The following is a 15,191-nucleotide window of genomic DNA, read 5'->3' on the forward strand; positions in this document are numbered from 1 at the left end:
GCGACACATGGCATTGCTCTAACAATCCATGTTCAGCATGTTTGTGGGATATAGACGGAAATATCAATTATGCCAATAATTAAAGAAGATTCTTCATCGTTGTTCATCGTCGAAGATGTACGGAGAAAAAATGATTCCGACTATCTTCTGCAGTGCCTGCGTGAAGACAAAGTCGTTCTTATCCGGTCTTGTTCAAGCAGCGACGCCGATGCGCTGATACACCAGGTCGCCAAGCGTCTGGGGTTGCTGGACTCATTGAAACTGCAGGCAACCTTTGCTTCTTCTCTGGGGACGCGTAAAAATATCGGACAGTATTACATGAGTGTGAACGAACGGAAGGATTACAATGTGGTGCCGCCGCATTCAGAGGGCTCCAGCTTCGCAACCTTACAACTGGCGTCTTTCTTTTGCTATGAGAATACAACTGACGGTGGTGAAACTGTTTTAATGAATGTGGATGGTTTAAGTCCACTATTTGCTGATCTTCGGGAGCTGGGCGTCAGAGCCAAATTTGACGGCACGCCGACGGCAGCAGACATAGCCCAGGCCCGATCTATGTTCCGCGTGGATTTGCGAAACGGTGCGTTAAAAGACGACGATATCGTGTTGAATGAAATTTCGGTGAGTTCTAAGCTCAAGCTGTATGAAGTCTTGGGAAGGCCGGTAAAATCCCATTCTCTGATTACCGAAGATATGCGTTATGTTTACTGGGACTCTATTTGCACAACGGACTTTGATGTGCTGAAATTTATGGAAATTTTTCTCAGGCGTGAGCAGCTGTTTAAAGAGCCGCCAGACTATAGCGATATCAGAGAGATAGATTGGGGGCCGGCAAGACGTAGCGTGCATTCGGATATCGATTTTGATAAGCTTTTTTTGCGCAAAATCACTCTGAAATTAACACCAGGAGACTTTATACTGGCGAATAATTTCAATTGGGTACACTCGGTAAACAATTGGACGCCCGGCTCCGGAATTCGGACGGTGGCGGCGGCCTTTGCCTGATGGTCGTAGGGCAGTCGGGAATTTGCAGAATGACAATATAAATAAGGTGATGCATGTCCGAACCAAGGTCAGTGATGAGGGTAGAAAACCTATCGAAACACTATGGTGATGTGACGGTTTTGAAATCCTTAAATTTTTCCGTTGCCGCTGGGCAAGTCGTGGGTTATCTGGGTGTAAATGGTGCAGGGAAAAGCACCACAATAAAAATATTGATTGGGAGCATCGGCGACTTCCATGGCGAAGCCCAGGTGTGTGGCCTCGATCTCCGTAAAGACTCGGTTGCTGTAAAGCGGCGTATTGGTTATGTTCCGGAAGTTGCCCTGCTCTATGATGCCTTGAGTCCAATGGAATATCTGCTATTTCACGGCCGCATGCACTCCATGGCAGATCAAAAAATAACACAGCGCGCCCGTGCTTTGTTGTCGGTATTTGGACTCAGTTCCCGGGAAAACCAACCCATGCAATCCTTTTCCAAGGGCATGAAACAAAAGGTTCTACTGGCAGCAGGCACACTTCACGATCCCGATGTGTTATTTCTCGATGAGCCTATGTCCGGGCTAGATGCCAATGCGGTGTTGTTGTTAAAGGAGATCATTCTCCGGCTGGCCAAGCGTGGCAAAACGATTTTCTACAGTTCGCATATGCTGGATGTAGTTGAGCGCCTGTGTGACAGAATTATCATTCTTGATCGCGGGGAAATTGTGGCCGATGGTAGCTTCGAACACTTGAAGTCATTAAAAAAAGAGAAAAGTCTGGAAACAATTTTTGGCGAATTGACAAGTCATCAATCCATTCAGGGCCTTGCCGATGACTACATGGGTGCCTTGGCTCTGTGAATGGAATTAGTGACTCTGTGATATGCAAGTGCAGGGGGACCGTTTTATGTTGTGGAAACTTCTTCAAAAACTGGTCTCCGGGAGGTCAGTGGATGTCAATCAGGTAAATCAGCTGCTGTCGATCAAGCGCAAGGCGAAAGACCGGTCCTGGGACACAGCGCTGGGGCATAATACTGTGCTTGCCCGAATTGGGGTTTTCCATTTGCAAATGCTCTTGTTTTTGTGCCTTGGAATATTGCCCTGTCTCGCATTTTTATTTGAGAAACCACTTACGGCCATGGTGTTGAACTACACCATGGTTTTGTCGGTGTTGGGCTTTGTGCTTTTCTCCCATTTTACCAGTGTATTTAGCGATGTGTCCGACCGCCATATTCTTGCAGCGATGCCGGTAAATTCCCCCACTCTGTCACTGGCAAAGCTGATACATGCACTGCAGTACAGCTTGGCTATGACATGTTCATTAAATCTCTTCAGTGCTGTGTTTGTGGCATATTCTTATGGTGCACTTGCCCTCCTGGGCTTCATGATTTCCCAAGTACTAATCATTGCGCTCTTGCTGACACCAGTATTCTGCCTGCTGGCTTTGGCGAGCCACTTGATCAGCCCGGAAAGAATTCGTACTCTTCTGTTTTATACCCTGATTCTGGCCTCAGCGTTTTGCCTTGTTGCGCTAAATCTCTATGTGGATGGTTTCTTTAGCGAAAATTTCGATGCTGCTGAATTGATGAGCGCCCAAATAAATGGGAACTGGCTTTTGTTCTATCCCCCGGCCTGGTTGGCCGGCCTGATCGCGTGGCTAAGCGAGGGCGCCACTGCTCTCACTGGGGCCCTGGCAACTCTTGCTGTCGTTGTTCCGCCTATCATAGTTGGACTGTCCTATTGCTTGTTCAGTAGGCGCTATGAAATTATGCTTGAAAAGCTTGCACTCGCCCAGGAAGCCGAGCAAAAGCCCTGGGTAAACCAGCGATTATATGCCTACCTCGCCAGACGATTTTTTAAGCGGCAGCCGGTGGGCAAGGGTATATTTATGCTGGTGACAAAGCTAATGTCCACCGACTTTGGATTTAAACTTCGCGTCTACCCTCAACTCGGAATCGTATTGGCTTTTGCCCTGCTATTTTTATACGACAAATTTCATTTTAGTGTGCAGGCTCTGTCTGGCAGCTTCGCATTATTTCTTTTTATCTATGCACTCAGCTGTTTTATGGTAACTACCATTGCCAATATTCAGTATGGTGACCGGCACCAAGCCGCCTGGATCTACCAGAGCTTACCACTGGGCGACAAATGGGATGAAATTGTAAAAGCGAGCTTGTTGGCGTTTGTTTTTCATATTGTGGTTCCGACCTGTATCTTACTTGTTTTCATTTGTGCTCTTGGTTGGGGAAGTGCATTCCTACTTGATGTCCTTTGTGCCACCCTGGTCGCCTTTCTCGGTTGTTCGCTGCAGGGCTTAAGGTTCAGGAAAATGCCGTTTTCACAGGATATGAATGCAGTGACACGCCCTTTACCTTTGGTTTTGGATTATTACTTAGTCGTCATACCCATTGGTTTTTTTGCTGTTGGACACTACCTGATGGCCTTCTATTTGGGCAACTTGGGGCTGGTGGTCTATTCGGTTATCGTCGCAGCTCTTGCGATCTTCACTTGGAAGCGCCTGCTGAAAAGCAAAATGGACGATCCTACTTCGGGAGACAGGCACCTGAGCTGGAGCGGCATTGTCCAATAATGCTTTTGATAAGTGTGTACTACGGCATTGTCACCTGCTTGTAGCAATGTGTCTTCTCAGCTTCAACCTTGCACTCAAAAGAGAAAACGCAATGATGGAAAATTACGCTGGAAGCCTGGGTAAAATAGGAAACCAGTGCGGTCAAATTCCATGTATAAAGGTCAACCTGACCGGGGAGAAAGCCAATGACTGGCTCAATGAAAATTATTCAAGGGTGTTTGCCACCTTGCAGGAAGAGGGGGCGCTACTGATCCGCGGATTGCCAATTCCAGGCAGTAAAAAGCTTGGCAGAGTGTTAAGTCAAATTTTCCAAAAATCTCTGGCGGACTACGAATACCGATCCACGCCACGTACAAAAATGCGCGGACAGGTCTATACATCGTCTGAGTACCACCCCGGCGAGACTATTCCTCTTCACAACGAAAATTCTTACGCCACCTCGTGGCCTGAGTATATAGGCTTTTATTGTGCCCAGGCTGCCGAGGCAGGTGGTGCGACGCCTATCGCCGACAGCGGTAAGGTGTATTCAGCCATTTCAGAGAGTACCCGTCGCGAGTTTGAGCAGAGAAAGCTGCTCTATGTGAGAAACTACAGTGGGGCGGACTTGCCCTGGCAGGAGGTTTTTCAAACCCGGGATAGAAAAGAGGTGGAAGACTATTGCCAGAACCACAGTATCGACTGGGAGTGGTTGGAGAATGAGAGCCTGCGCACCAAACAAGTGTGCCAGGCAGTCATTGAACATCGAGGGACGGATGAGAAAATCTGGTTCAATCAAGCCCACTTATTTCATATTTCAAATTTAAGTGAGGATGTGCGCAAGTCGCTATTGAGTATTTATGATGAAGATGTATTGCCGAGAAATGTATATTTCGGGGATGGTGAAAAAATTCCAACACAGTACTTAAATGAAATCCGCAGAGCTTATGACGAAAATACGATTGTTTTTAACTGGCAAGAGCACGATTTGATGCTGCTTGATAATATGCGTTACGCTCACGGCCGACAGCCGTTTTCCGGTAAGCGCTCGGTATTAGTGGGCATGGCATAAATTATTAGGTGGAGCCCTGAATCCCTCCTCCCATAAATCTGAATTTATTAGTAAAACTGCTACGCAGAATGATTCGCAAGCAGCGCTTCAAAATGAGATTTTGATTGCATTCGATATCAAATCAGTGATTGTTGCGAAGGAAATTATTGGGGCCCTCTGGGCAGGAAAAATAACACATATTGTATCCCTTATATATATTCAAATTGGAATTTAATATATGAAGATGACTGGATGAAATGTGGGAATGACGTGCTAAATAGGAAAGCACGTAAGGCCTATTCTTTTCCAACAGTATTGATTGTTGGTTAGCTTGACAGCCATACCAGTTATTGCATCAAGTCCCATTATGTCAGTATTCCGGGCACAGTTTAGACGGTTAATACAGGCGAAAGTTCCAGCTTGAATTTTCTTTAAGTTATGCCGGATGCTGGTGAGTATGAGTTGTCACAAACCAAGGCCAACTTTACGCTGACATTGCCTAAATCGGTGGCTCTGCACTGCCATTCAGAAAATTCTAAAGCAAAAGCAATAGCGAACCTATTCTGTGATTCCATCTGTTCTACAGACCGCGGGACGCCCGCCGTTTATGCGTTATTTGCTGGCAGGTGGAAAATTGTGTGAAAAGTGGTCATTAGGAACATCAGTCCGCTACAGTCTGGGACTCGTATCTCAAGCAAATACAGCCAAGCGTAAACTATACTCTTCCACAGTAAGCTCACTCTGCGGCTAGGGCCCGGCGCTTTGTTGGTTATCAATATCCTGTCCTGGCCCGATAGAATGGGGAGCCAACGTAACCTTGGTTATGTAGGCATGCCGCCAACTACTTATGGTGAGACCTTCATGTACGGCCTTGATATTTGTGAGTTACCACTTGAAGTCAAGTGGAGCATCGGTTATGGGCCGGAAACTGCGAATATCTAGGACAGCCCGCCCTCCCCTGGCTTATCGCGCGGGCACACGACTTGTTCGAAGCAAAAGTCAGTCAGTGATGTCATGACTTCCTGAACATCCTGGGCTTCGTGGACGTAAAGAAGCTGCCTATACGGGTCTTTCCCGGGTCAGGATACAAAAAGTCCTGATCAGCGCTGGTGTTATTCACGATCCAAAGGTATTATTCCTCAATGATTCTAAGACAGGAATGGATGCCAATTCGGTTATTGTGGTGAAAGAGGTCGTTGTCGCACTGATTGCGGCCGGCAATGGCTATAGTTTACTCATCTCATCTACCGCGTCTGGTAGAAAGGATTTGCAGCTACATCGTCATTATTGATCACGGTGACATCACCATCAGTGACAGTATTGGCAATCTAGCATGTAGCGACAGCAAAAATCGCTGGAGAGGATAATCACAAAACTGTCGGGCGGTCAATTAGTGGCCATCCGTGCGGAAGCTTTTCCCTGTTCGGCCCATCCCCGCCTAGCGTGTTGCTTGGCAATTTAGAATAAAGATAAGCCACCGACGAAGCAAGATTCTTCCTGCTGGTTGACCGGTATCAGTCGCAATTTTGGCTTTAGGCTACAGAATTTGATGTGATAGCAGTTGGAAGATGGCGGTACACTGGATGCGCTTAGCAAAGATCGTGAGCTGTGTGAGTTGCTTTCCGTGCTTGAGGGACGTTAAGTTCATTTATCTCCCGTATTAGCTGAAGAGCTGCCGTTGTTGGCCTGTGCGCCCTTTAGTCTGCTTTTTGACATATTTTCACCGCGCTATGTTGTTTGAACTCTCTCGTCGTGATGTTTTTTCGCCGTTTTGCGTATCATTACTTGATGCAAGGGGAATCACTTTCTATCTGCCCTTCCCATCGATCCGGAAATACTGTTTATGACACGGTTTTTCTACGTTTTGCCTATATGGGTGTCTTGGTTTTATGTCCGGAGTTTTTTTCATTTATCGCCGTATGGATAAAATCTGACATAAATACCGAATTAGTGGTAGTAACTATTTGGCAAGGTGGCTAAAAATCCACAAAAATACGTTACCGGTTTAGTGGGTACTGTGTAAGTACTTCTCGCAGCGAAGCCTTGCTGTCGAAAAATAAGATCCCAAATTCACACTTCCTATCGATTACGCTATAGGAGCCCTGTTTGTGGCTGTCTCTCCTGAAATTTCACTGGTCCAATCCCTGATCAGTAAAGGTGTTTATTTATACGTTGAGAATGACGAGTTAAAGTTTCGGGCAAAAAAGGGCGCCTTGAACGAGGAGGACAAGCTAGCGGTGCGCCAACATAAACAGGCCATCATTTGCTATTTGTCCAGCCTCGAATCGGATTCCTCGCCATCCCTTACGCCCCCTCCCTTGAAAGCTGGCGACTCTCCTCCGGATCGATTGCCCCTTTCCTTTTCACAGCAGCGTCTCTGGTTTATCCACAAATTGGAGCCAAACAGCACGCAATTCAATATGCATAGCCGTTTTATGCTGTCGGGCGAAGCAGATCCAGAAGCGATGCAAGAGGCAATAGCAGCTTTAATGGAGCGGCAGGCTATTTTGCGCACCTGTTATTGTGAGGACAATACCGGTGTCTATCAACATATTCTTACCGATCCGGAGGTGCCTCTCAGTGTAGAGGATTTAAGGGAGCAGGGCATCGAAAGGGCTTCAGAGTTCATTTTTCAGATCGGTGAGCAGGAGCGGCAGAAGAACTTTGATCTGGCTCAAAGGCCACCAATTCGAGTGCGTCTGTTGCAACTTCCCATGCAAAAAACCTGTGTGCTCTACACATTGCACCATATAGCCTGTGATGGTTGGTCATTGGGAATTTTTGAGCGGGAACTGATACAGCTATACAATGCATTTCATACTGAGTCCAGGGCGAGTCTCGCCACATTACCGCTACAGTACGCGGACTACGCCGAATGGCAGCGTGGATGGCTCAAAGGGTCCGTTCTGCAGCACCTTTGCGGCTATTGGCGCGAGCAGCTTAATGGTATGCCTTCAGTACATCAGTTGCCCTTGGACTTTCAGCGCCCAGCGCAGCAGGATTTCAATGGCGCTGTATTGTCGTTAAGCATGGATGTCGGCATAGTTGCACCGTTGAGAGCCGTTTGTCGGGAATACCGGGTTACGCCGTTTATCCTGCTCTACAGTGTTTTTTCAGTTTTTGTTGCCCGTTGGAGCCAACAGGATGATGTGGTGATTGGGACCCCAATTGCCGGAAGGTCCAGTGCAGAACTGGAAGGTCTAATCGGATTTTTTGTCAATACTTTGGTCTTGCGCAGTTCCATTGACGATTGTGAGGATTTTGCCAGCCTGCTTGAGCGCAATCGACAGACGATACTAACTGCCTACGAACACCAATATCTCCCCTTTGAAAAGCTCGTGGAGGAAATCAATCCCGAGCGGAGTTTAAGCTATAGCGCTCTGGTTCAATTGAGTTTTGGGGTGCAGGATCTTGCGGGGGAAAACATTGTTGAGAAATCCCTAACGATGCCTGCGGATAGTCGACTCAATTTGCCATTTGAATTGAAACTGGATATTCGTTGTGGCGATGACGGCATCCTCCTGGATTGGTTTTACCGTAGTTCCCTATTCTCCGAGGCCACCATTCGCAATATGGGGGAGAGCTTCCAGTATCTGTTAATGAGTCTGGTCGATCAGTTGTGCCGGCGGGAACGCTACCCCCTGGGGAGTCTGCCTCTGCTTCAGGCCGGGGCCTGCCAGGAGCTCAAAGATCTCGGGCGCGGAAATCCGGCTTCGGAGCGGCGCTACCTGCCGGTGCACCAGCGGATCGCTACAGTTGCTGCGCAGACGCCGGATAAGGTGGCGGTAACGACGCCGGAGAGCGAGTTGAGCTACGGGGATCTGGAAGCACAGTCCAACCAGCTCGCGCACTATTTGGCGGCCAGGGGTGTTGGCGCGGAAGCCCTGATTGCGATACAGCTTCCAAGAGGGCCGCAGTTGGTGATAGCCCTGTTGGCGGTGATGAAAAGTGGCGCCGCCTATGTGCCGCTGGATGCCAAAGCCCCCGAGCACCGTTTGATACAGATTCTGGAAGACTGTCGGCCCCTGTTGATACTCACTACTAAGGCCTGGCAGGAATCCCTGCCGCAGGATTTTGACCGGGTTGTTGTGGATGATTCGGCTACCGCCAGCGAGATTGTGGATAGCAGTTGCTATCCAGTGGAGTCGCTGACTTGCGTGTATCAGCCATCGTGCGCTATGTACCTGATTTACACCTCCGGCTCCACTGGGGTGCCCAAAGGTGCGACGGTGAGCTACGCCAGCGTGGCGGAGTTTGTGGATCAGGGGATTGAAGAGTTTGTGCCGGCACACATAGGTTCGGCGGTGGTCAGCTCCCCCCTTGCGTTCGACGCTACTGTGGGGTCCCTGTGGGTCGGATTGGCCGCTGGATGCGGCATACATCTGATCAGTGAAACTGTCGAAGCGCTGGATGATCTCAGCGCGCATTTTGATGGCGACAGCGCACGACTATTTAAAATCACGCCGTCGCATCTGGAAGCACTGTATGCCCACGGTAAGTTGACTGGAAATAGCCGCGTGGCTCATGTGGTGGTGGTCGCCGGTGAAACTCTATACGGTGGCCTGTTGTGCCAGTGGCAGCAGCTCTACCCCAGCGCCAGGTTTATCAACGAGTATGGACCCACGGAGGCCACCGTAGGCAGTACCATCTATCCATGTACCCCTGTTGCGACGCTTGGCGTTGGGGCGAGTGTGCCCATAGGGTCTGCATTGGGAGATACGCAACTGTACGTTTTAAATTCCCAGTTGCAGTTTCAACCACAGGGTGCGGTGGGAGAACTATATATAGGTGGCGCTGGCCTGGCACGGGGTTACCACCGCCGCCCGGCACTCACCGCGGAACGATTTGTTCCATCGCCCTTTGGAGAGGGAAGCGGGGAAAGACTCTACCGCACCGGCGACCTGGTTCGCTGGTTGGCAGGTGGTGGCTTGGAATTTATTGGAAGGGCCGATCTGCAGGTCAAAATTCGCGGCTTTAGGATTGAGCTGGGTGAAATTGAAGCCGCGTTCAAATCCATGGATAGTATTTCCGAGGCCGCCGTAACCACTCGGCTGGATGGACAGCAAGTACCACAAATAGTGGCGTATGTGGTTGCCCGCCAGACTGGTGAGGAGCGGGAATCCGAGTCCAATCTTAAAATCCAGTGGTTCGAACAGCTAAAGCGGCAACTGCCACCGTTTATGTTACCGGCGGCGATAGTGGTGCTGGATGCAATGCCTTTGACCGCGAATGATAAAGTCAATCGCCGGGCACTGCCGGCACTCAGTGCCGCGGATTTTCAGCAGTGTGTCTACCGTGCGCCGCAGACGACGACCGAGGAGTTTCTGTGCCAGCTCTGGCAGGAACTGCTCAACCGGCAGCGTATAGGGATAGACGATAATTTCTTTGCCCTGGGAGGGCACAGCCTGCTGGCTACCCAGGTCATTAGCCGCATTAGGCAAAAGTTTGCTGTAGAGCTTCCTCTTAGGTGTATTTTTGAATCCCCAACTATTGTGGGTCTCGCCCGTCATATCGAATTGGGCGATAGCCGGCAGGCACTACCGGAGCTGCTGCCGGCTGATCGCAGCAAGCCGCTTCAGCTGTCATTTTCCCAAAGCCGGCTGTGGTTTGTGGACCGTATCGGCGAAGGTAGTGTTCAGTACAATATGCCCGGCTACTATCTGATCGAGGGGGATTTCGACCAGACGGCTTTCGAGCGCGCTCTGAACGGGGTATTGGAGCGGCACGAGGTGTTGCGCAGTGTTATCAGGGAGCACAATGGTGAACCGGTGCAGGCAATAGTAGCCGGTGCGAAGCTACCGCTGCGCCTTATTGATTTAACTGCTGAAGCGGACACAGAACGCCGTTGGCAGCAGGCCCGTGACCTAATTGTCGAAGAGGGACAAATCCCTTTCGATTTATCCAGCGACATACTACTGAGGGTGCTCCTTGTACGCATGTCCGCCACTGCGCACATTATGGCCTACACGCTGCACCATATTGCCGGTGACGGGATTTCCAAGGCGATATTGCAAAGAGATTTCGTCACCCTTTACGATGCACACCGCAAGGGCCTGCCCGCAATCCTTCCAGATCTCAGGGTTCAATATGCGGATTACGCGCTGTGGCAACGACAGTGTTTGCAGGGCGATCGCCTGGAGGCGTCACTGGATTACTGGGTGGAACAGCTGCAGGAATTACCCCTGCTCCACCAACTACCGCTGGACCGTCAGCGACCCTCGCGACAGCGGCATAAGGGTCAATCCTTTTCCACGCGAGTGGAAGGAGAGTTGAGTGCAAAAGTAAAACAACTGTGTCAGCGACATCAGTGCTCCGTATTCATGTTTATGCATGCGGCCTTGAAAGTTCTGATCAGCCGCTATAGCGGTGAGCGTGACATAGTAGTGGGAAGTGCCATTACCGGGCGCAACCATCAATACCTGGAAAATCTCATCGGTTTTTTCGTCAATGATTTGGTACTGCGGGCAACCGTGGACCCTGAACAGGGTTTTGAAAGTTTCCTGCGCACTGAGCGGGAGACCATACTGGCGGCCTACCAACATCAGTGGATTCCGTTCGAGATGCTGGTAGAGACGTTGAATCCAGAGCGCAGCCTCAGCCACAGCCCGCTGTTTCAAATCAAGTTGGATGAGCGCAACCCGGCGGAAGCCAAAGCCCAGAGCGGTGGACTGGCAATCACCAATCTCGGTAGCTCCAGTTCCCCCAATGAAGCGGAAGTTAGCGCTGAACACCATGTAAAGCACGACCTCTATGTCAGTGTCGCTGTTGAGGAAGATGCGCTTTCCATCTACTGGCTGTTCAATTCCGACATATTCAACGCTGCCACCATGGTGGATTTCGCCAGGAATTTTCACACGCTGGTCGCCAGCATAGTCGCCGATCCCACCAGGTCGATAAAGGCGCTGAATATCCTTCAGCCCGGGCAAAAAGACCGGCTGATGGAGGCGGCGAGGGGACCGTCAAAGTCGACCCCTTCACTGGAAAGCAGTCTTTTACATCCACTGTCCGAATGGGGTGAAAGAACAGCGGCCTGTGATGCGGATGGCCAACTCAGTTTTGCAGAATTGAATAGCAAATCCAATCGCCTGGCGCAGTTTTTGGCGGCTTCCGGAGTGGGTACTGAATCGACTCTGGGGTTGTGTTTTGAGCCCTGTGCCGATTCACTGATAGCGATTCTGGCAGTGTGGAAGGCCGGCGCGGCCTACCTGCCGCTGGACCCGCTTACTCCCGAGAGCCGGATGCAGGAGATACTGGATGACAGCGGGATCACTCTGGTGCTCACCCAGGCGCATCTGGTAGAAGATCTTTATATTGAAGGCGCAAGACTGTTGCCTGTGGATGGTGCCATGGGCAGCCGCCTGATGGGTGGCCACGAGGACAGAGCGCCGGCAAACACAGCCCGCGGGGATAACCTGGCGTATTCTATTTATACCTCCGGATCCACTGGCACTGCCAAAGGCGTTATGGTCTCAAGGGATGCGCTGGCCAGGTATTGCGATTTTGCTGTTGCGACCTACTATCGCGATCATCTCGAAGGCGCGCTCGTGGCCAGCGCAATGCATTTTGATCTCACTATTCCCTGCCTGGTTCTGCCGCTGATGCGGGGTGACTGTGTCAATTTTCTGCCGCCCGGCGCCGATATGGCGCTGCTGGCCAAGACCTTGACGGAGACCGACAAGCATTTTCTTTTGCGTCTGACCCCCAGCCATATCATGGCTGTGCTGCCTTTTCTCACCGAGGGCAGATGCCAGAACCGCCATGTGTTCGTGATCGGGGGTGAGCCTTTCAGCCCTTCACTGTACCAGCGGTTGCAGCATTTATTTCCAGCGGCCGAGATATTCAATCACTATGGCCCCACGGAAACCGTTATCGGCTGCAGCATGCAGGCGTTGGCGCACGAGTGGGGCGACGATCGCGATACCTGCCCAATTGGCGGGCCAATGGGCTCAACACAGCTCTATGTGCTGGATGGGGAATTGCAGCCGGTTGCCCCCGGCATTGCGGGTGAACTGTATATTGGTGGGGAGAGGCTGGCGAGGGGTTATCGCGCCCGCGGAGGGCTTACCGCCGAGCGGTTTGTCTGCCACCCTTTCGCGGACCGGCCGGGCGAGCGGTTGTACCGTACGGGTGACGCCGTGAGATGGTGTAGCGATGGAGGAGGAAGGCCGCTTTGGCTTGAATTTATCGGTCGCATGGACCGCCAGGTAAAAGTGCGTGGTCATCGTATTGAGCTTGCAGAAATTGAAAGGCGGTTGCTACTGCTTGAAGGGGTATGTGAGTGCGCCGTAGATGTACGAGCGGCGCCGTCGGGCGAGCTGCACCTGGTGGCGTACCTGGCCATGCAAACGGATATCACTGCCGACGCGGAAGATGAAGGTGAAATTATCCAGCGTAAACAGAGGGTGATCCAGCATCTCCGCAAGTCTCTGTCAGTGCAATTGCCCGACTATATGGTCCCCTATGTTTATATTTTCATGCCCGGCCTGCCTCGCACCAGCAACGGCAAGCTGGACCGGGCCGCGCTTCCGTCGCCTGAAGAGGGCGATCTGATCAAGTCCCGGTACGCAGCGCCGAAAAGCGAGGTGGAGAAACAGCTGTGTGGTATCTGGCAACATGTCCTTAAGCTACAAAAAATCGGTATCGACGACGATTTCTTTCTCCTTGGGGGTCACAGTTTGCTGGCTACGCAGGTGGTGAATATGATCCGTGAACAATTTTCCGTGGAGATTCCGCTGGCCACCCTGTTTGAAAAGGCAACGATCCGGGTTCTGGCTGCCGAGGTTACCGCCTATATTATCAAGACCAGGAGCCTGGAAAGCGGAGCGGCAGAAGGGAAGGAAGAAGATCTCGAGGAGGTCATTCTTGAATGACGGAGAATGACGTTAGCACTTTATCAGGCTCAGTGAAACAATACCCCGCTACGGTTTTTCAGCACCAGGCCTGGGCGACAGAGCAAATTGCCGCTGTGCATGGCTGGCCGTCTTTTTTGTTGAAAAGAGTGGTGCCGTACAGAAATCTGGATGATGAACTGATCGCAGAGGCGTTGCAGATATTATTTAATTTGCACTCGGTATTTCGCTCGACAATTCACGCACGGGACGATGGTGTAATTCAGCGCGTGCATCCACAAGTCCAGGTGGATTTGTTGTCCAATGCCATTGACCTGAGAAAAAGTTCGGATAAAAGCCTGATCCTAAATGCACTGATCGACGCTCAGGCCAGCCAGCGGCTTCCATTGGGGGAGCTCCCTCATTTTCTTATAGCATTGATTCGAGATGCTGAGGCCAATCGGCTGCTATTGCATATCGACCACCTTTGTGTCGATGCACGCTCTCTGGACTTGTTGATACAGCAGCTACAGACCATCTGCCAGGCATTGGTGCAGGGGAAAAACCAGCGCATCGATGCATTGAAGCCATCGGTGGATTACACCGATTACGCTGTCTGGGAAGCCGAAGAATTAAGTTCGAATAATATTTCAGCGCCAAGAAAGTATTGGCGCCAACTTTTGGCGACTTCTGAGCTCGCTTTCGACCCCCTTTGGCAGCTCACAGGGCGCGACCCGCGACCCGCCATATCCTACGCGGATCGATTTGCAGATGGTTGCCGGCGTTTGCAGTCGCAGCTGGATCGCCGTTTTCAGAATCTGGCGTTTGGTTATGTGCGGGAAATATTTCCTTCATCCGGAGCGGTGGAAAAATATAGTTTCTTTTTTCATGGGCAGGTGTTCGAGCATCTGAAGAAGTGGTCGAAACAGAATGGCTTTCTATTTAGCAATGTTGTAATGAGTGGTCTGGCGCTTTGGGTGCATAAAATGAGCGGCCTACATAATTTTATTGTGACCATGCTGTCGGATACGCGCCTTAGTGAAAAGTTCTTTGACGTTGTGGGTTGCTTTGCTATGGAGGTGCCTGTTTTATGCCAGCTGCGCGACCGGGAAAAATTTGCTGATCTCTGCGGGCGTTTACAGGAACAGCTGTCCGAGTCTTATCAATATCGACTTTACCCAATGACGTTGTTGCTTGCAGATCTCGATATCGATTATTCATGCCTGCGGACTATCCAGGTTAATTACATCAATTTGTCCTCCCAGGAAGGCCACAACTATTCGCCGGAAATGGGTCTAGGTGGTATCGCAGATCGTGGTATTCATATGCGCCTGGTGGAATATAAAAATGGATTATCTGTCGAATGTGAGTATCTCAAAGAACTATTTGAAGCCAGTCAATTTGCGGATTTGATACAACAATATCCTTTGTTAATGGCTGCGTTAATGGCTGACTCAGAACAGATAATAAGCGCCCTTCCAGATTAAGGAACCTCTGATTAAGTCAGTGCAATCTCAGGCTTTGCGTCGCGTTCGCCAGTTAGGCGCAGTCGCGCAGGAATGCTGGCTGCCTTTCAAGCGGCTGCAACGCAGCGGGCGGACGCGACGCAAAGCCCCGTAGGGCGGGCCTGTGGCGCCACTTGGACTGTGTTGCTGCGCTCATCAAGGACAACCAGCCTTGACCTTCGCGCAGCGCCTTGCCAAGCGGTGCCACAGGCTCCGCTGAGACAGTACTGACTTAATCAGAGGTTCCTTAAGCCTCTATCG

The 15,191-nt window shown here is 50.7% G+C and carries 6 protein-coding genes; all 6 read left to right on the forward strand.

The annotated features are described in order from the left end of the window. The first annotated feature begins 69 nt into the window (after positions 1-69). The 6 genes from AB1S50_RS11450 to AB1S50_RS11475 all read left to right on the forward strand — a co-directional run bounded on the left by AB1S50_RS11450 (position 70) and on the right by AB1S50_RS11475 (position 14,912). Positions 70-1,005 carry a Fe(II)-2OG oxygenase family protein gene (locus AB1S50_RS11450; RefSeq protein WP_367150839.1) on the forward strand — a complete coding sequence of 312 codons (936 nt, stop codon included), beginning with the start codon at positions 70-72 and terminating at the stop codon, positions 1,003-1,005. A 53-nt stretch (positions 1,006-1,058) separates the two neighbouring features. Next, positions 1,059-1,841, forward strand: a complete 783-nt coding sequence (locus AB1S50_RS11455; protein WP_367150841.1) for an ABC transporter ATP-binding protein — start codon at positions 1,059-1,061, stop codon at positions 1,839-1,841. 46 nt (positions 1,842-1,887) lie between these two features. Then, complete coding sequence (locus AB1S50_RS11460) at positions 1,888-3,570, forward strand: hypothetical protein (protein ID WP_367150843.1); 1,683 nt, start codon at positions 1,888-1,890, stop codon at positions 3,568-3,570. A 91-nt stretch (positions 3,571-3,661) separates the two neighbouring features. Continuing rightward, positions 3,662-4,618 carry a TauD/TfdA family dioxygenase gene (locus AB1S50_RS11465; protein ID WP_367150844.1) on the forward strand — a complete coding sequence of 319 codons (957 nt, stop codon included), beginning with the start codon at positions 3,662-3,664 and terminating at the stop codon, positions 4,616-4,618. A gap of 2,087 nt (positions 4,619-6,705) precedes the next feature. After that, on the forward strand, positions 6,706-13,467 hold the full coding sequence (locus tag AB1S50_RS11470) for an amino acid adenylation domain-containing protein (protein WP_367150846.1): 6,762 nt from the start codon (positions 6,706-6,708) through the stop codon (positions 13,465-13,467). Continuing rightward, on the forward strand, positions 13,464-14,912 hold the full coding sequence (locus AB1S50_RS11475; protein WP_367150848.1) for a condensation domain-containing protein: 1,449 nt from the start codon (positions 13,464-13,466) through the stop codon (positions 14,910-14,912). The genes AB1S50_RS11470 and AB1S50_RS11475 overlap by 4 nt, the downstream gene beginning before the upstream one ends. Positions 14,913-15,191: the final 279 nt, after the last annotated feature.

It is taken from the genome of Microbulbifer discodermiae (assembly GCF_040742695.1).
Lineage (GTDB): Bacteria > Pseudomonadota > Gammaproteobacteria > Pseudomonadales > Cellvibrionaceae > Microbulbifer.